Here is a 17,633-nt window from a genome sequence, read left to right as displayed (position 1 = left end):
ATGAAGAAAGCTTATCTGTATTTTTCCATAATTTTTCTCTTAATGCTGATCCTGACAGGCTGCAGTATAAGTTCAGCTAAGGGAGACGATGACATAATTACTCTCAGGTGGGTTACCTATGACAACGGAAGCATCCCGCTGGATGCCAAAGAGGTAATAGCTGCGGCTAACAAAGTATCAGCTGAAAAAATCGGAGTGAAGGTGGATCTGGAATTCCAGCCCAGTGAAAAGATCAATTTGATGATGGCTTCCGGTGAGTACTATGACATGGTTTTTACCAGCTCATGGCTAAACAGCTTTGATAAAAATGCGGCTGCTGGATGCTACCTTGATATAACTGAGCTCGTGCAAAGAGAGACGCCTGCGCTCTATGATACCATCGGAAAATACTGGGATTGTGCAAAGCTGGAGGATAGGATATACGGCGTTCCCACTCTTAAGGATATGGGCGCTGAAGAAATGTTCAGATTAAATGCCGATTATTTTGAAGGGCAGAAGGGGATGACAATTCCGGAAGAGATGACCTTTGATGAACTGGAACCATTCCTTGAAACTTATAAAAATGACTATCCTGATAAATATCCACTGGCCATGGATAAGAGTGGAGTTCCCGGGTATCTGAACTGCGTTGAGAGAATAGTGGATGGTATAATTGTGATCCCTTATGACTGCGATGATGAAGCGGTAAAGGCGATTCCTTTTTGGGAATGCGATGAACTTGTGAATAAGTACCGCACACTTCACAAATGGTATTCCAAAGGATATATACATCCGGATGCAGCTACGATTCAGTCGACGGCAGCAGACATTTCCATCCCTGTAAGGGGCGGTGTTGCCTGGAGAGGATATAAGGGATATTCAAATCCGGATCAGTGGGGATTTTACGTGAAGACCTCAATCTATGAGGGACCGTATCTGTCCCGCTCAAGTGAGCAGGGGGCTTTGTTTGCTATATGTGCAGCCTGCCCGGAAGAAAAAGCGGTGGCATGCCTTAAGTATCTCGAGCTCCTTAATACGGATCAAAAGTTCAGAGATATTCTCGCTTACGGGATTGAGGGAACACATTTTGAATATCTGGATAATGGAACAATACTTAGACTTCCGGCAGGAAATGACAGATACCATACGGGATTGTATCAGACGGGATCGGCAGTAAGTGCATCAGTTGAATCTGTAAGCCGGACTATTTTGGCGGATCCCGATCAGTGGAAGCTTGTATATGAGGGATATGATGAGGACGGCATTTACAGCAGAGCCGGCGGTTTTGCCTACAATCCTGTAAATAATGAGGATATAATAACCGCTGTCAGAGCTGTCTACAGTGATTATTCCACTGAACTGTGCACGGGAACCAGCGACCCGGACAAGGTTATTCCGGAGATAAAAAAGCGGATGGAAGCAGCAGGAATAGATGAGCTTTTGGATGATATAAACAGTCAGCTTCAGGTTTGGGAATCCCAGGCAAAATGAGACATAAGCCAATATTGAATGCATTTTCGGAGGTTGTATAAATGGTTAACAGGAAAAAAAGAAAGGATACAAAAGATCTCCTTCTTATGGCACTGCCGGCGATTATCTGGTTTTTATTATTTTCCTATCTTCCGTTGTTTGGTGTGGCCTTTGCCTTCAAACAGTTTACTCCGGTGCCGGGGCAGTCGCTGTTTAGAAATCTGTTTATTAACAGCCGATTTGTCGGGCTCAAGAACTTTTCATTTTTGCTGAGATCCTCCGACATGCCAAAGATAATTTTTAACACACTGTCTTACAATATAATCTTTTTAATACTGGGAATTGCATTACCTGTAATTTTGGCGATATGCCTGACGGAATTACATAATAAGGTTTTTGTCGGCTATGTTCAGATGGTCACGGTGCTGCCGTACTTTTTATCCTTTGTAGTAGTGAGCTACTGCGTATACGGATTCCTTGCAACCGATGAGGGACAGCTGAATCACGTTCTCCGCCTTTTTGGATTGCCCTCGGTGCAGTGGTACCAGTCTCCGCAGTATTGGCGATTTATTTTGATAATTACAGAGCTCTGGAAATCAACCGGATATTCCATGATAATCTATCTTTGCTCGATTACAGCGATAGACCGTTCGCTTTATGAAAGTGCATCTCTCGACGGAGCGACCTTTATGGACAGGGCGAAATACATAACCCTGCCGCTGCTTCAGCCAACCATTGCAACGATTCTGATCCTTCGGACGGGAAGTCTCCTGGCATCGGATTTTGGCTTATTCTATCAGGTGCCGCTGGATTCTAATTCACTGCAACCTGTGACACAGACTCTGGATGTGTATGTTTACAAAGCTTTGATGAAACAGGCCAACTTTAGCTTCTCATCCGCTGCGGCCTTTCTTCAGAGTGCAGTTGGCTGTATCCTCCTTATCCTGACCAACACCATAATTAAAAAGATAGACGAAGACAGTAGCCTCGGGTGATGCCTTATATGAGACTTCGCCTCCAACGGCGCCTGCCGTAACTGCCCCTCAGGCCCCGGCCCCAGCCTCGGACCATATACTCAGATAAATCGTCATCTTGGCGAAATTCATCACGCCCTTTGTTTGTCATCATGCGTGGGGCAACATGTTTGAAAGATGTTTGCATAAAGCCACTTACATTCTTAAGACTTTTTGCTTCTATATCCACTCGCTTGAATTTTCTAATGCTCACGCAGATTTCTTTTATTGTGCATGCTCGCTATAATCGCTTTTTCAAAGCTCGTTATCTCGCATGCACTTAAAATCTGCTATGTGAGCATAAGAAAATTCAAAGCTCAGAATAAATTGCTAAAAAGTCTTAAGAACGTTAGTGGCTTTTGCAAGCAGCCTTGAGTTTTGACCCACGCATGAATTAAAGAAAACAAAGAACGTGATGAATGTTCTTCGCCAACTGACGATGAAAATGAGTATATGGTCCGGGGCTGGGCCGTGGCCTGAGGGGCGGTTACGGCAGGCGCCGTTGGAGGCGAAGCTCATTTATGCGTGGTCGTGGGAGTAGAGGGTTTGGTACTCTTTGGGGGACATGCCGTATTCTTTTTTGAAGGCTTTGAAGAAGCTGGAATAATCTCGGAAGCCGAATCGTTCATACGTCTTGCTGATGCTCTCGCCGTTTGTGATGGCGCTCTGGCACTCGGCAAGGCGTTTTTTAATTATGTACTGGTGGAGTGAGATGCCCAGGGTGTCCTTGAACATATGTGATATATAATACTTGCTTACGAAAAACTGCCCCGCGATATCATCGAGGGAGAGAGACTCTTCGAGATTATTTTCAACATAGGAGAGGACATTCTGGAAAAGTGATAACTCATCATTTTTGGATTCCGCATGCTCTTCTTCATAGATCACGCGGTTTATTGTTATGATGAGATCGCATAGGCACAGATGTCTTGCTGTACTGCTGCCGTAGCGCTCGGCTGATATCTCCTCAAGAAGTCTTAAAAACCTGTGCTCCACCTGATGATATTCAGAGGGTGACAGGTGATATATGTACTTGTGAAAAGCTTCCGCTTTTTGTATGAGATACATGTAATCAACAGATTCTGCCGTAAGGCTCTCACAGCATTTTTTACTGATCCAGAAGACAAATCGTCTGTAATTCTGTGTGGAATCATTCATAATGGCATGGTGACTCGTTCCGGGAGGAACAATCATCAGATCGCCGGGAGACATCCTGTGAAGAGTGGATTCGCCCTTTCCGGTGAAAATCTCCATTGTAATATCACCCTCGATAAAAAGGTAGAACTCATAGTAATCGTGGGTGTGAGGACTGAGGGTTGGGAAATTCCTGTCCGAATAGTAGAACACCTCGAAATCCGAGGAGAGCATATATTGTCTTGTATTAAAGGATGATCTTAGCTTATTTTTCATGAAAAATATTATATGGCAATTTTTGCAAAGTGCGCAACAACTAATTCTATTCTAAATCAAAGGTCAAAAAAGTAAGGTATAGATGTTGTTATTTTGGAAAATTTTGGAGGTAATCTTTTTATGGAAATGACACTTCGCTGGTATGGAACAAATTACGATACGGTTAAGCTCTGGCAGATCAGACAGATCCCCGGAGTTCATGGAGTAATTACTACTCTTTATAATAAACAGGCGGGCGAACTCTGGGAGCAGAGTGAGATACAGGCGCTGAAAAAGGATGTCGAGGCAGAGGGACTTAAGATCGCAGGAATCGAGTCCGTAAATGTCTCAGATGCCATCAAGGCAGCAACCGCGGACAGGGATGAGCACATCGACAACTATATCAAGACTCTTGAGAATCTCGGAAAAGAAGACATCCACATGGTATGCTACAACTTCATGCCTGTGTTTGACTGGACCAGAACCGAGCTTGCAAGAAAGAGAGCAGACGGCTCAACGGTTCTTGCTTATACCCAGGAAGCAGTTGATGCCATCGATCCCGAGAAGATGTTTGAATCTCTTGCAGGTGATACAAACGGCTCTGTAATGCCGGGCTGGGAGCCTGAGAGAATGGCTCATGTAAAGGAACTCTTTGAGATTTATAAGGATGTGGATGAGGACAAGCTCTTTGAAAATATTGTCTATTTCCTTAAGGCTATCATGCCTGTCTGCAACAAGTATGATATCAAGATGGCAATCCATCCCGACGATCCTGCGTGGTCTGTCTTCGGACTTCCCAGAATCATCAACAATGAAAAGAACATCTTAAAGCTTATGAAGGCAGTGGATGATGTTCACAACGGCGTGACCTTCTGCTCAGGCTCCTACGGTACAAGCCTTGAGAACGACCTTCCGCACATGATAAGAGCTCTCGAGGGCAGAATTCATTTTGCACATGTCCGTAACCTCAAGTTCATATCACCCACTAACTTCGAGGAGTCCGCACATCTGTCTTCAGATGGAACCTTCGATATGTATGAGATCGTCAAGGCCCTTTACGAGACCGGCTTCGACGGCCCTATCCGTCCCGACCACGGCAGAATGATCTGGGGCGAGGTTGCAATGCCCGGCTACGGCCTCTACGACAGAGCCCTCGGCGCAACCTACATAAACGGCCTCTGGGAAGCAATCGAGAAAACAAATCAGGAGAATAGACCATGAAACTAAATTCATCAAGCATAAAAAACGACACAACCTGGAAGGAGAAAGGTTACATCCTTCCTACCTTCGACAGAGACAAAATGATAGAAGAAACCAAAGCCGCACCGCAGTGGGTTCACTTTGGAGCAGGTAACATTTTCAGAGCATTCCAGGCAAATCTCGCCCAGAGAATGCTGGAAGAAGGCTACGCTACCAAGGGCCTCACCGTAGTTGAGGGCTTCGACTATGAAATAATAGAGAAGATGTACAGACCGCACGACAACCTCTCAATCCTTGTTACTCTCAAGGCTGATGGCAGTGTGGAGAAAACAGTAGTTGAAAGCATCGCCGAGTCCTGTATCTTAGATTCTGAAAATGAAAAAGAATTCGAGAGACTTAAGGAGATATTCAGGGCAGACTCTCTGCAGCTTACTACATTTACGATCACGGAGAAGGGTTACTGTCTTACAAATCCCGCAGGGGAGCTCCTTCCCGCAGTGGCAGCAGATTTTGAGAACGGCCCCGAAAAGCCTGCGAGTTATATCGGAAAAGTGGCGGCACTTTTATATGAGAGATTTTTATCAGGTAAAATGCCCATCGCCATGGTAAGTACCGACAACTGCTCACACAACGGCGACAAACTCTTCGAAGCTATCAGTGCTTTTGCGGAGAACTGGGTAAAGAATGGCAAGGCTGACAAGGATTTCCTCTCTTACATAAAGGATGAGAGCAAGGTCTCCTTCCCCTGGTCAATGATTGATAAGATCACACCAAGACCCGACGACTCCGTTAATGAGATTTTGAAAAATGACGGAGTAGAAGAACTGGAAGCAGTTGTAACAAGTAAGAACACCTGGGTAGCACCCTTCGTAAATGCAGAGGAGAGCGAGTACCTTGTAATAGAGGATAAATTTCCGAACGGCAGACCCGCGCTTGAAAAGGTCGGCGTTATTTTCACAACAAAAGAGACAGTTGATAAAGTTGAGAGAATGAAGGTCTGCACCTGCCTTAATCCGCTTCACACATCCCTTGCAGTATTCGGATGCGTCCTTGGCTATGACAAGATTTCCGAAGAGATGAAGGATGAGGACCTTGTGGCACTTGTTAAGAAGGTTGGCTATGTAGAGGGACTTCCCGTTGTTACGGATCCCGGAGTAATCAAACCTCAGGAATTTATAGACACAGTAGTTAACGTCAGAATCCCTAATAAGTTCATGCCGGATACACCGCAGAGAATCGCCTGTGATACATCGCAAAAGCTTCCGATCAGGTTCGGTGAGACAATTAAGGCCTATGCAGCTTCGGATTCTCTTGATGTAATGGATCTTAAGTGCATTCCTCTGGTTTTCGCAGGCTGGCTTCGTTACCTTATGGGTGTAACCGACGATGGTAAGACCTTTGAGCCCAGTCCCGATCCGCTTCTTACAAAGTGTCAGGAGTATGTGAAGGATATACGACTTGGAAATAAGCTCCCGGTAGATGAGCTGAAGGCGAAGGTTCTTCCGCTTCTTAAAGATGAGAAGATATTTGGCGTGGACCTTGAGCAGACAGGTCTTGCAGACAGGGTAACAGACTACTTTGCAGCCATGATTGAAGGCGAAGGCGCAGTTAGGGAGACGCTTAAAGATGTGGTCTGCTTATAATGGGGATTCTATATGACGTAATAATGTTGACGACATTTTGTAGGACTGGAGATGATAAGGTATTCAAGTGATGATACTTACACGATAAAAATATTATTTGAGTAGTTCTATAACGGATTTGCATGAACTGATTTTTCTGTGTGATAGAAATGTGATAATTAAGGAAATATAATAAGCGTGTAAGGTGAAAACAACGAAAAACAATCTTTTTTGTGAGGGAGAGATAATTATGGAAAAGAGACTTGTAGCAGCAACACTTGGATTGGTATTTGTACTTTCTGCATGCGGACAGACCGGCGGAACAGAGGTAGGAACATCGCAGCCTGCAGAGACAACGGCGCAGGAAACTGAAGTGGCAGAGACAACAGAGGAACCGGAAGAGGCTGAAGCTTCAGATGAGACAGAAGCAGCCGATGATGAGAGTTCTGAAGAAGGCGAGAAGGATGAGAATTCCGAGGTTATAACCGACAACGTTATCACAGCAGATCTTTTCGAAGTAACAATACCTGATGAGTTTTCAGGAATTTTTGAAGCAGAGGTCAGCGAAGGCAGAGTAGATATTTATCATAAGCAGACAAGAGAGGAAGGCTTCCCCGGACTGATTTTTTCAATCTGGGCAAGAGAGACACCTTCAGAATATGCCGGCGGACCTTATATGAAGAAGGGTGAGCTGTTTGACAAGGATGGCGCTAGCTACGATGTGGTAAAGGGCGAAGCAACCGAGGTTCAGTGGGACTACAACAAGGACATGCCCGAGGATTTCGGAAAACTTTATGATGCTGCTGAGGACATTATCAAAAATATCACTGCTACAAATGGCGGAACCTTCAGCTACGGCGCAGGTATGAAGGGCGAGGATCTTTACGCTTATACACTTAGTGATTTCATTGACGCTTTAAATGAAGGCGCAGATGCCAATAAGCTCGAGGAGATGGGCTATGCACCTGACTACTATGCAATAATGCAGGCAGAGGGCGAGGACGGCCTTTCAAAAATCGGCTTTGCATACAAGGATGTAAACGTGGACGGCATTGATGAACTTTTCATAGGTGATATTGAGAGCGGTGCGATCTACGATGTATTCACAATGGTAGACAAAGAAGCAACTCACGTAGTAAGCGGCGGAGCAAGAGACAGATACTATGTATACAACAATTCATTTATCTCCAACGAATACTCCGGCGGAGCAGAGGAAAGCGGCGTTACACTTTATGCACTTATGAACAATGACACAGATATGGTTTGTCAGTACGGCTATAAGTACGATGGCTACGAGGACGAGGAAAAGCCCTGGTTTGCTACCTATGATATGGAGGAGTGGACTCCTATCTCAGAGGAAGAGTATGATGAAGCTATGAAGAACTATGAGGATCAGAAGGAATCAGACGTTGAACTAAAGCCTCTTTCAGATATTGCACCTGTAGATTTTTCAAAAGTTGATATGTCACAGTACGCAACCTTCACTGAACTCGTTGACAGTCTGAAACCCGGAATGGGCTACGCAAATGTAACTATCGATGGAACGGATGCTCTTTTGGTAGCAAGCGGCTGCTACAAGTGGGATGACACAGACGCAGCAATTGATTCATCGATTTTCATATATGATGATAACGGTGCTGTTGAGTATCTTGGCAGTGTTACTTCACAGGGAACAGCTAATCCCCTGGCAATGGCTGATGGCAAGCTTATCACAGCAGGTCACCACTTTGTTACCAAGAACACAATCAAGGATGGCAAGCTTGCAGTAGCTGAGGAAGCTTCCGAGACCTTCGATACCGACGGAAATGCAACCTATTATGTCGGCGAAGACAAGGTAGGTGATGATACAGAGCTTCAGCGTATGTTTGATGAAGCAATGAATGCAGAGATCATCAATTTCCAGCCTGTCGCTGAGTGAAACTTATTGTAGATAATTCTCTTCTCCCCGGAAATCATAAACAGATTCCGGGGAGTTTATATTTTTATTTTAGTTGACATAACTATATGTTTGTACTAACCTATAGCAAAGCTGTGAAGAGAAAGAGTAAGTTGTTAGGAGCTTTACAGAGAGTCGGCGTTTGGTGAGAGCCGGTGAGCAAGCAGCAACCGAACATGGTCTTGGAGCCGCGTACCGAGGTTCTTTTGAACTTAGGCTACGACGGGTGCGCCCGTTACAGTGCCGGACTATCGATGGATCATTTCCCATCCGTAGTTGCTAAGGCTCATATCGTGAGGTGTGAGTGAATTAGGGTGGTAACACGAAGCGTAAGCTCTCGTCCCTGAAAATAATTCAGAGAGGAGGGCTTTTTTTGTACAAAAAATTAAGAAACTGCTGATTGTTATCAAACTTAATTCAAAGGAGGAAATGAGATGAACAGAAATATATTGATAGGTGGTGCCTGGCCCTACGCCAACGGTTCATTACACATCGGACATATTGCGGGGCTTCTTCCCGGCGACGTGCTTGCAAGATATCACAGAGCCTGTAAGGACAAAGTGTATTTTGTTTCCGGAAGTGATTGTCACGGAACACCTGTAGCCATCAGGGCTAAGTCTGAGGGAAAATCGCCCCGGGAAATCAGTGATCATTATCATGAAGAATTTGTGGACTGCTTTAATCGTCTTGGGTTTAGCTACGACTGCTATACCAAAACTTCCGACGATGCGCATAAAGAGTTCGTGCAGGAATTCCACAGAAAGCTCTACGACGGAGATTATGTTTATGAAAAGGAGACGCCTCAGGCCTACTGCGAGTGCTGCAATACTTACCTTGCGGACAGATTTGTAACCGGTATCTGTCCTGTTTGCGGTGAGCCTGCAAGGGGAGATCAGTGTGACTCCTGCGGAACAGTTCTTGATCCCGAAATTTTAAAAGAGCCTATCTGTGCTGTCTGTAAGAACCCGGTGACATTCCGGGCATCTACTCATCTGTACATTGCTATAAGTAAACTGGAAAAACAGCTCCGCGACCTTGTTGATAATGGGGTGAACTGGAGAAAAAATGCCATATCTTTCACAAACCGATACATTGATGAGGGACTTAGGGACAGAGCACTTACCAGAGACCTTGAATGGGGAATTCCTGTTCCAAAGGAAGGCTATGAGAAAAAGACAATTTATATCTGGGCAGAAAATGTGCTTGGTTACTTGTCTGCAGCTAAGCAGGTAACAGACCGGGAAGGTGAGAGTTTTGACGAGCTTTTCGGAGAAAATGCAAAGCACTACTATGTCCATGGTAAGGATAATATTCCCTTCCATACTATTATTTTACCTGCACTTTTGATTGCCCACGGCGCGGGATATCGTCTTCCTGATCAGATAGTATCAAGTGAATATCTCACATTGGAAGGAAAGAAGATTTCCACAAGCAGAAATTATGCGATTTGGGTAAAAGACCTTCTGGATAAGTATGATCCCGATTCTCTTCGCTATTATTTCCTGGCGAACGGACCCGAGAAAAAGGACTCCGATTTTTCCTGGTCAGAATATGTCAATAATCACAACGGCGAACTTCTCGGAGCTTACGGAAACTTCATAAACAGAACACTTACGTTTATTGCCAAATACTTTGATGGGGTAATCCCGGAGGGAACTTCCGCAGGAGACTGGGATGATACGCTGAAACAGCTATACACCTCTACAGGTGAACAGATCGAAAAAGGAAATTTCAAGGATGCCATAGAAGGTGTATTTGAAGTGGTGCGAAAAGCCAACAAATATTTTGACGAACAGGAGCCCTGGAAAACCAGAACAAGCGACGAGGCAGCCTGCAGAAATACCTTGTATCAGTGTGTTCAGATCATTGCGAATCTGGCTGTAGTACTTGCGCCATTCCTGCCATTTTCATCGGATAAGGTCTGCAGCTGGCTTGGAATAAATACGGACTGGGAGTTCAAAGTGATTCCTTCAGGTTACAGACTTCCTGAGATATCAATCCTGTTCGAGCGCCTCGACAAAGCTGTTATAGAGGAGGAGAGAGATAAACTTAAGGACTTGTGAGTCGGTGGTGATGGTCTGTTGTTTTGAGTTAATGCTATCAGTTGCTTCTATAAGTTGATGTTGTAAGTTAGTGTTATAAGTTACTGTTAGATACTTGATATTGTGGGAAGGGGATTTTATACTTTATTGAGTTCATTAATATTCTTCTAACAGAATATTTTACTGGGTCGTAAGTCTATTTCTCAATTTTCTTGAAATAGACTTACCAATTATCAATATTAAGAATGAAAAATGGGGATTCTCACTATGTTTTTATGCAATATTGAGTAAATATGAACTATATAACGTAAATAAACTCAAAAACATCGAAAAGCATAAGTCTAAAATCAAAAAGTAAGCAAATAGACTTACGGTTATCGAAATTCCGTGCAAAAAACAGATAAAAATAGCAGAATACAAAAATTTTAGCAGGAAGCAGCAAAGGATATAGCAATAAAGAATAGAAAAGCATAGTAAAGAGCAGAAAAGAATAATAAGGAGTATAAAGAACAGCCAAGAAAATGACGAAAAATTATTAGCAAACGTTAATTAGTTTCAACCAAAAAAATGAGGGGGATGAAACTTGAAAAAAATACTGAATCATACGGCTAAGGAACTGGTTGGAATAATTGTTGTCTTTGCTTTAGTGGCAACATTGATCGCTGTCGGAAGTACCGCAATTATGAAACAAGCTGCCTCTAAGCAGGAGCAATCAAAGGGACAACAACAGAAATCAGTCACTAATGTTGTGGAAAACGGCACACTATCTCATGATGGCTACAAGCTTGAGAAGGTTGTTGTTCTGAGCAGGCACAATATCAGGTCTCCGCTTAGCGGAGGCGGATCACTGCTTGGAACCATTACTCCGCACGAGTGGTTTGAGTGGTCGTCAGCACCCAGTGAACTTTCACTGAGAGGCGGCGTACTCGAGACAGAGATGGGGCAGTTTTTCAGAAAATGGATGGAAGAGGAGAGCCTTATTCCGGAAAACTGGCATCCAACCGGTGAAGAGTGCAGAATATATGCTAACTCCAAGCAGCGCACAATAGCTACGGCAAAGTATTTCTCGAGCGGGGCATTTCCGACAGCAGGTCTTGACGTTGAATGGCATGCCGATTTTGATACGATGGATCCGGTGTTTAATCCGCAGCTTACCTTTACGAGCGATGAGTATGCAGACGATGCTACGGAGCAGATTTTTGATCTGTACGGCCCTGCGATTGAAGACCTGAAGGATAACTACGAGCTGATCACAGATGTCATAGATATGAAAGAGTCCGAGAGCTATAAAAGCGGAGATGTAGGAGATTTTGTTACAAGTGACAGCGTGATTAAGCTGGAGACCGGCGCAGAGCCCGCTATGTCAGGCTCTCTGAAAACTGCCTGCTCTGTAAGTGATGCACTTGTCCTTCAATACTATGAGGAAAGCGATGCGAAAAAAGCGGGCTTTGGAAATGGCCTCAGTCAGGAGCAGTGGGAAAGTATTTCGGAGATCAAGGATGTTTACGGTGATGTCCTGTTTACAGCTCCGCTTGTGGCATGTAATGTAGCAAATCCGCTTCTTGAGGAAATCTATTCCGAGATGAATACTGATGGAAGAGTGTTCACTTTCCTTTGCGGACATGACTCAAATGTAGGCAGCGTCCTTGCGGCTCTCGGTGCCTCAAGCTATGAACTTCCGGGAACCATTGAGAAAAAGACACCGATTGGCTGTAAGCTTGTTTTTTCAAAATGGTCTGATTCCAAGGGCGATACTTTCTGGGGAGTGAATCTTGTATACCAGTCCACGCAGCAGCTTAGAGATACATCCCTTTTGGATTTAAACAAACAGCCCATGATTTATAACATGAAGTTTGATGGGATATCACAAAACAGTGATGGACTCTACAAAAATGATGACATCATGAAAATGTTCGAGAATGCAATCGGGGAGTATGAGAAATTGTACGAACAGTATGCTGACAAAGCGGCCTAAAATAAGGGCTGTCGCAATTATGCGGCAGCCCTTATATATTATTATGAATTATGCTCAATGAGATAATCGTTAAGTGCATCTACGATCTCGTCACCATCGATGCCATGTACTGCACATGCCTCGGAAAGTGATTCCATCTGGGAAGCGGGGCAGTGGATGCAACCCATGCCACACTCCATAAGAAACTGTGCTGCGAGAGGGTGCTTTGTGATGATCTCACCCACGAGCATATCTGAACTGATAGGTTGTTCGCTCATTATTTTATTCCTCCTGTATCTCAAAAATTACAAATTAAAATTTGCACAATCTATTTTAGATAATGCATTTTAACAAGAATCGATACTTTTTACAAGCACGAAAAGTGTGAGGCGTTTTATTGCATGTTGAGAGCTGATTTGAGTGCAGCAGATATACACTAAATCTTAGGGATGATGCAACAAGCTTGAAGAAATATCCCTGAATTGTTGTAACCTGAAAATATGTAAACAACAAAAATCGTAACGAAGAGGGTGATTGTTGTATGCGAAAACTATTGGAACAATAAATATGACATAGCAATTAGGATTTGTTGTACGACGGAGATTAAAAAACAATAAATACAAAGAGTCGGTTAAGATTTGTTGTACTCTGAAAATTGGTGTACACCAATAATTCCGGTAATAACAAGACTTGTTGTAAACCAGCGTGGGAGCGTGCAACAAAAATATGAATTAGAAAAAGATTTATTGTATCATAGGGTTAAATCGTACCAAAAGTCAAATTCATGATATGAAAGGGACAATTAACCATATCACGCAGTATTCTAGCCGGTACACTTTTTCGTACCACCTAAAATTAATCTGCGTACTTGATATAAAAAATATACCACCTATAATAAAACCATCAGCTGAAAAAAGAATTTAGAAAGGACTTTACAGATGAGAAAGGCAGCAAACGATACAGACAGATGTGTTGCCTGCGGGGTCTGCGCCGCGCAGTGCCCAAGAGAGGCGATAGATATTTTCAAGGGATGCTACGCAGTTGTTGATACCGACAAATGTGTGGGATGCGGCATATGCGAGAAAGCATGCCCGGCGGGCTCTATAAAGGTTGAAGAGGTGGATGATGGCAACAAACAGAAAAAAGCACTGGTATGATTACCTGTGGATATGGACAATAGTTTATTTTGCGCTGGGATTTTTTAATATCCTGTTTGCGTGGCTCGGAATGATAGATTTCATATTGCCGCTGATTTTTGCAATAGTCGGCGGCAATAAGTGGTTTTGTAATCACATGTGCGGAAGAGGGCAGCTCTTCTGGGTGCTCGGAAGGAACCTTAAATGTTCCAGAAGAAAACAGGCTCCGGGGTGGATCTCTTCCAAGTGGTTTCGCTATGGATTCCTTGTATTTTTCCTTACTATGTTTGGAACTATGATTTTCCAGACCTATCTTGTGTTCTCAGGAGCGGGTTCACTTCGAAAAGTGGTAAAGCTTTTCTGGACATTTAAAGTGCCGTGGAAATGGGCTTATAATGGAAGTATATTCCCGGACTGGGTAGCTCAGTTTGGATTTGGATTCTATAGTCTGATGCTTACATCAACACTTATAGGACTCATAGTGATGGCGCTATATAAAGAGAGAACCTGGTGCTCATTTTGCCCGATGGGAACAATGACTCAGGGAATCTGCAAATTGAAGAATAAGGAAAGGTAAGAGATTATGACATTAAGTGAGAGAGCGGAAAAGGCAGTGGCTTTAAAAAATTCCGGACAGTATAACTGTTCCCAGGCTGTGACGGCAGCTCTGGCAGACCAGACAGGACTAAGCGAAGAGCAGCTTAAACAGATATCTGCAGGCTTCTGCGCAGGTATGGGCAACATGGAAGCCACCTGCGGTGCACTTATCGGTGCGGGCATGATAGCGGGTCTTAAGACAGAAGGAAAAGGAACTCTTTCAGTAACGAAGCAGATTCAGGAAGAGTTTGGGAAAAGATGCGGCGCATTAAAATGTAAAGATTTAAAAGCCGTAACAAACGGAAAGCCCTTATGCCCCTGTGAGGACTGTGTCAGAAACGCAGTTATGATCTACGGAGAAGTCATGGGGTTATAACCATCATGTAGTGGAAGGCCTGAAACAAATAATTACTATAAAAGAGGATGCTATGAAAAAAGAAGTAACCGTCATAGGCGCGGCAATAATGGATATCCATGCAGGTCCTGTTCCGGGGGATCTGTTTTCCAAAGGCTCTGTTCCTGCGGACAGGATGTGCATATCCTTTGGGGGAGATGCGCTGAACGAAGCAGTGGTTTTGTCCGGACTTGGTGTGAAAACCGAGATCATATCAGTTATCGGCAAAGATGAAACCGGTCAGAGCGTTTTGAAAAATCTTCGAGAAAACAACGTTTCGACAGAGAAAATCACGATTGAGGATGGTCTTACAACAGGTATGAATATCGTCCTCAACGATGATGAAGGTGAGCGCTATTTTATCACCAATCCTTACAGCAGTTTGCGGAAGCTGTCACTAGAGCACATCCTTCCGCATATAGACGATGCTTCGGATATTGTCTGTTTTGCGAGTATGTTCGTATCACCGATGCTTGATATAGAAAAAATGGGTGAGCTTTTCAGAAAGATAAAAGAGAAACCGGAGCGCATACTTATCGTCGATATGACGACAGCCAAAAAAGGTGAGACAATAAAAGACATCGCACCGCTTTTTGAATTCATAGATTACATTATTCCAAATGAACATGAAGCAGCTCTCTTAACAGGCGGAAAGACGCCTGAAGAGAGCCTTGAAATATTCGCCAAAAACGGAGCGAAAAACGTTATTATCAAATGCGGCAAAAGAGGTTGTATTTACTACTCGGATGGCCAGAAGGGCGAGGTAAGCACCCGCAAGGTTAAGGTGGTTGATACCACCGGTGCGGGAGACAGCTTCGTTGCCGGTTTTACCTATGGACTCATGAACAATATGAGCATAGAGGATGCCTGCAAAAAGGGTAATGAAGTCGCGGCGAAGATCATCGGAAAAACGGGAACCCAGGCATAATCAAGCCATGATCTCGTCCACCCACTTTTTATATTCCTCTTCGGGTGTATCCGGAGTGAATCGTTTTCCGTTTATAACCATTGCACCTTTAGCCATTTTTTGAAGGTTCTTTACCGTGTCCCCAAGATTACTGCCGCCTGAGGTGCAGAAAGGTACAATAATGATTCCCGAAAAATCATAGCTCTCAAGGAAGGTGTCTATGATGGAGGGCTCACGGTACCACCATATCGGGAATCCCAGGAAAACATGATTGTAACCTGATATATTTCCGATTTTGATGCTTATGGCAGGCCTGCAGGTGGCATCATTCATTTCGACAGAACTGCGGCTTTTGCTGTTCTGCCAGTCAAGATCTTCAGAGGTATAAGGTGTCACAGGTACAATTTCAAAAAGGTCTGCATTCGCTACTTTTGCAATTTTTTCGGCAACTTTCCCGGTTACACCGCTGGCACTGAAATATGCTACCAATGTTTTACTCATAGTATGCCCTCCTTAGATTGTTTAGAAATCTTCCAATTACAATTTTCTCACATCACAAATATTATTTCATCATAAAGTAAAAAAGTTCATTCAACTTTAAGAATTAGTCGTCTTTAGTTCCCATGGTTGACACAAACAGCTCATCGGTGCTGTTTTCAAGGTCCTGTCTTATGATTTTCCTGTACTCCCTTGGAGACATATGAAGTTTCTCCGTAAATACTCTGTTGAAGGTTCGCTGGCTCTCGAAGCCGGCGTTTTCATATACTTCGGTTATCGTCTGGTCGGTGTAGCGAAGCAGACTCTGCGCATAGATGAATCTGGTTTCGTTTAGATATCTGTTGAAGTTGGTGTGGAAGGTTCCGGAAAAAACTCTCGACAGGGCAAACGGGCTGACATAGAGATCCTTCGCCATGCTTGTAAGGGATATCTCTTTTGTGAAATTGCTGGCTATATAAGAAACGGTTCTGTAGATAAGGTCGCCGTTTCCCTTTTCATCGCGCTCTGTAAGCTTTAAAACTGGAAGAGACCTAAGCAGAATAATACTGATGTAGGACTGGTAAAGCACCTTGCTTGAAGCATCTATGTCACGCCCTTTTTCCTTGTTTTTTGCGATTTCTTCGTACAAAGCATTGAAGGCAAACTGAATCTCTTTGTGTATATTACTGCTTTTGATCACCGGGCAGACCGGGACCTTTTTCAGCAGAGTGTCCGAGATTGATCCCGCGTAGGAAGGCGATGCAATAAGGTACAGTCCGGTGCCTTTTTCCGTATCAAATACCTGGGTGTGCTGGATCTGACCGGGGAAAATTACAGCCATATCGCCCTTTTCCATGTGGTAGAGCTCCTGGCCCACGCCGATCTCCATAGTGCCCTTTGAAATGTAGATGAATTCTATGAATCCGTGGAGGTGCGGCGGAGTGTGAATATTGGCTCTTTTATATATCTCTATATCATCCTCAAATGACTCGAATAATGGCTTCATTGCGCTCCTTCTCTGAAAAACACCGTTTCTTTTAGTATAACCTGTCTGATAACAAATGCAAGATTTGGCTACTTTTATTCATGTTATGACGCGATTAATATTTTTCTCCGAGGTATTATAATCACGTAATATGAAATTGACCGATACGGAAGGCATAGTAATAACGCCGGAAAGGAATTATGATTATGAAGAGAATCGTTGATTTTTATAAAAAAGCATGGAAAGAGTATGTTGAATATTTTGGCAAGTACAACATGTACGTTTACAGATAACACCAAGTAAAACCTTTTCAAAATTATAAAAGAAGGCTGTGCATTAAATTAGTGCACAGCCTTCTTTATTGCCATTTGAAGTACGGAATTAAGTATAAAGTTTTTCTAAAGTTAGTAGACTATACGAATCAGCATTTATACAATATAGGTAATTGCGAAACTCGCTTTGCTCGTTCGCAATCTTGAATTTAAACAAGGAAGAATTCATGCAGAGCATGAATTCTTTGATGCAAAAATGT

The 17,633-nt window shown here is 43.5% G+C and carries 15 protein-coding genes and 1 other annotated feature; of the genes, 11 read left to right on the top strand and 4 right to left on the bottom strand.

The genetic code is table 11. From position 1 onward, the window contains the following. Both G596_RS0118215 and G596_RS0118210 read left to right on the top strand, forming a co-directional pair. Positions 1–1,470: an ABC transporter substrate-binding protein gene (locus G596_RS0118215; RefSeq protein WP_044929098.1), complete on the top strand. Its 1,470-nt coding sequence runs from the start codon at positions 1–3 to the stop codon at positions 1,468–1,470. Positions 1,471–1,511: 41 nt separating this feature from the next. After that, positions 1,512–2,444 carry an ABC transporter permease gene (locus tag G596_RS0118210; protein ID WP_022763253.1) on the top strand — a complete coding sequence of 311 codons (933 nt, stop codon included), beginning with the start codon at positions 1,512–1,514 and terminating at the stop codon, positions 2,442–2,444. 537 nt (positions 2,445–2,981) lie between these two features. Here G596_RS0118210 and G596_RS0118205 read toward each other — a convergent pair. Continuing rightward, a complete protein-coding gene (locus tag G596_RS0118205) occupies positions 2,982–3,872 on the bottom strand; it encodes an AraC family transcriptional regulator (RefSeq protein ID WP_022763252.1) in 891 nt (296 codons plus the stop codon). Between the two features lie 120 nt (positions 3,873–3,992). Here G596_RS0118205 and uxuA point away from each other — a divergent pair, with 120 nt between their 5' ends. The 5 genes from uxuA to G596_RS22870 all read left to right on the top strand — a co-directional run bounded on the left by uxuA (position 3,993) and on the right by G596_RS22870 (position 12,626). Then, positions 3,993–5,072 carry a mannonate dehydratase gene (gene uxuA / locus G596_RS0118200; RefSeq protein ID WP_022763251.1) on the top strand — a complete coding sequence of 360 codons (1,080 nt, stop codon included), beginning with the start codon at positions 3,993–3,995 and terminating at the stop codon, positions 5,070–5,072. Next, a complete protein-coding gene (locus G596_RS0118195) occupies positions 5,069–6,694 on the top strand; it encodes a mannitol dehydrogenase family protein (protein ID WP_022763250.1) in 1,626 nt (541 codons plus the stop codon). The genes uxuA and G596_RS0118195 overlap by 4 nt, the downstream gene beginning before the upstream one ends. Positions 6,695–6,923: 229 nt before the next feature. Further along, positions 6,924–8,591 carry a hypothetical protein gene (locus G596_RS0118190; protein ID WP_022763249.1) on the top strand — a complete coding sequence of 556 codons (1,668 nt, stop codon included), beginning with the start codon at positions 6,924–6,926 and terminating at the stop codon, positions 8,589–8,591. Positions 8,592–8,695: 104 nt separating this feature from the next. After that, positions 8,696–8,957, top strand: a binding site (T-box leader). Between the two features lie 86 nt (positions 8,958–9,043). Beyond that, positions 9,044–10,672 carry a methionine--tRNA ligase gene (gene metG / locus G596_RS0118185; protein WP_022763248.1) on the top strand — a complete coding sequence of 543 codons (1,629 nt, stop codon included), beginning with the start codon at positions 9,044–9,046 and terminating at the stop codon, positions 10,670–10,672. A gap of 562 nt (positions 10,673–11,234) precedes the next feature. After that, on the top strand, positions 11,235–12,626 hold the full coding sequence (locus G596_RS22870) for a histidine-type phosphatase (protein WP_022763247.1): 1,392 nt from the start codon (positions 11,235–11,237) through the stop codon (positions 12,624–12,626). A gap of 41 nt (positions 12,627–12,667) precedes the next feature. Here the strand turns inward: G596_RS22870 and G596_RS0118175 are convergent, their stop codons facing one another. Further along, positions 12,668–12,883, bottom strand: a complete 216-nt coding sequence (locus G596_RS0118175) for a DUF1858 domain-containing protein (RefSeq protein ID WP_022763246.1) — start codon at positions 12,881–12,883, stop codon at positions 12,668–12,670. A gap of 660 nt (positions 12,884–13,543) precedes the next feature. Between G596_RS0118175 and G596_RS0118170 the strand changes: the two genes are divergently transcribed. From G596_RS0118170 to G596_RS22865, 4 genes are read left to right on the top strand one after another with little or no spacing between them, the layout of a single operon-like run. Continuing rightward, positions 13,544–13,762, top strand: coding sequence for a DUF362 domain-containing protein (locus tag G596_RS0118170; RefSeq protein ID WP_022763245.1), 219 nt, complete (start codon positions 13,544–13,546; stop codon positions 13,760–13,762). After that, positions 13,731–14,318, top strand: a complete 588-nt coding sequence (locus tag G596_RS0118165; RefSeq protein WP_022763244.1) for a 4Fe-4S binding protein — start codon at positions 13,731–13,733, stop codon at positions 14,316–14,318. The genes G596_RS0118170 and G596_RS0118165 overlap by 32 nt, the downstream gene beginning before the upstream one ends. Before the next feature lie 6 nt (positions 14,319–14,324). Next, a complete protein-coding gene (locus tag G596_RS0118160) occupies positions 14,325–14,714 on the top strand; it encodes a C-GCAxxG-C-C family protein (protein WP_022763243.1) in 390 nt (129 codons plus the stop codon). Positions 14,715–14,766: 52 nt separating this feature from the next. Next, complete coding sequence (locus G596_RS22865) at positions 14,767–15,660, top strand: carbohydrate kinase family protein (RefSeq protein WP_022763242.1); 894 nt, start codon at positions 14,767–14,769, stop codon at positions 15,658–15,660. Here G596_RS22865 and G596_RS0118150 read toward each other — a convergent pair whose 3' ends face one another. Both G596_RS0118150 and G596_RS22860 read right to left on the bottom strand, forming a co-directional pair. After that, positions 15,661–16,140: a flavodoxin gene (locus G596_RS0118150; RefSeq protein WP_022763241.1), complete on the bottom strand. Its 480-nt coding sequence runs from the start codon at positions 16,138–16,140 to the stop codon at positions 15,661–15,663. 103 nt (positions 16,141–16,243) lie between these two features. Next, positions 16,244–17,122: an AraC family transcriptional regulator gene (locus G596_RS22860; protein ID WP_022763240.1), complete on the bottom strand. Its 879-nt coding sequence runs from the start codon at positions 17,120–17,122 to the stop codon at positions 16,244–16,246. Positions 17,123–17,633 lie beyond the last annotated feature (511 nt).

Source organism: Butyrivibrio sp. AD3002 (assembly GCF_000420905.1).
Lineage (GTDB): Bacteria > Bacillota > Clostridia > Lachnospirales > Lachnospiraceae > Butyrivibrio.
Note: the sequence above shows the minus strand (reverse complement) of the source record. Positions and strands in the feature narration are given on the sequence as shown.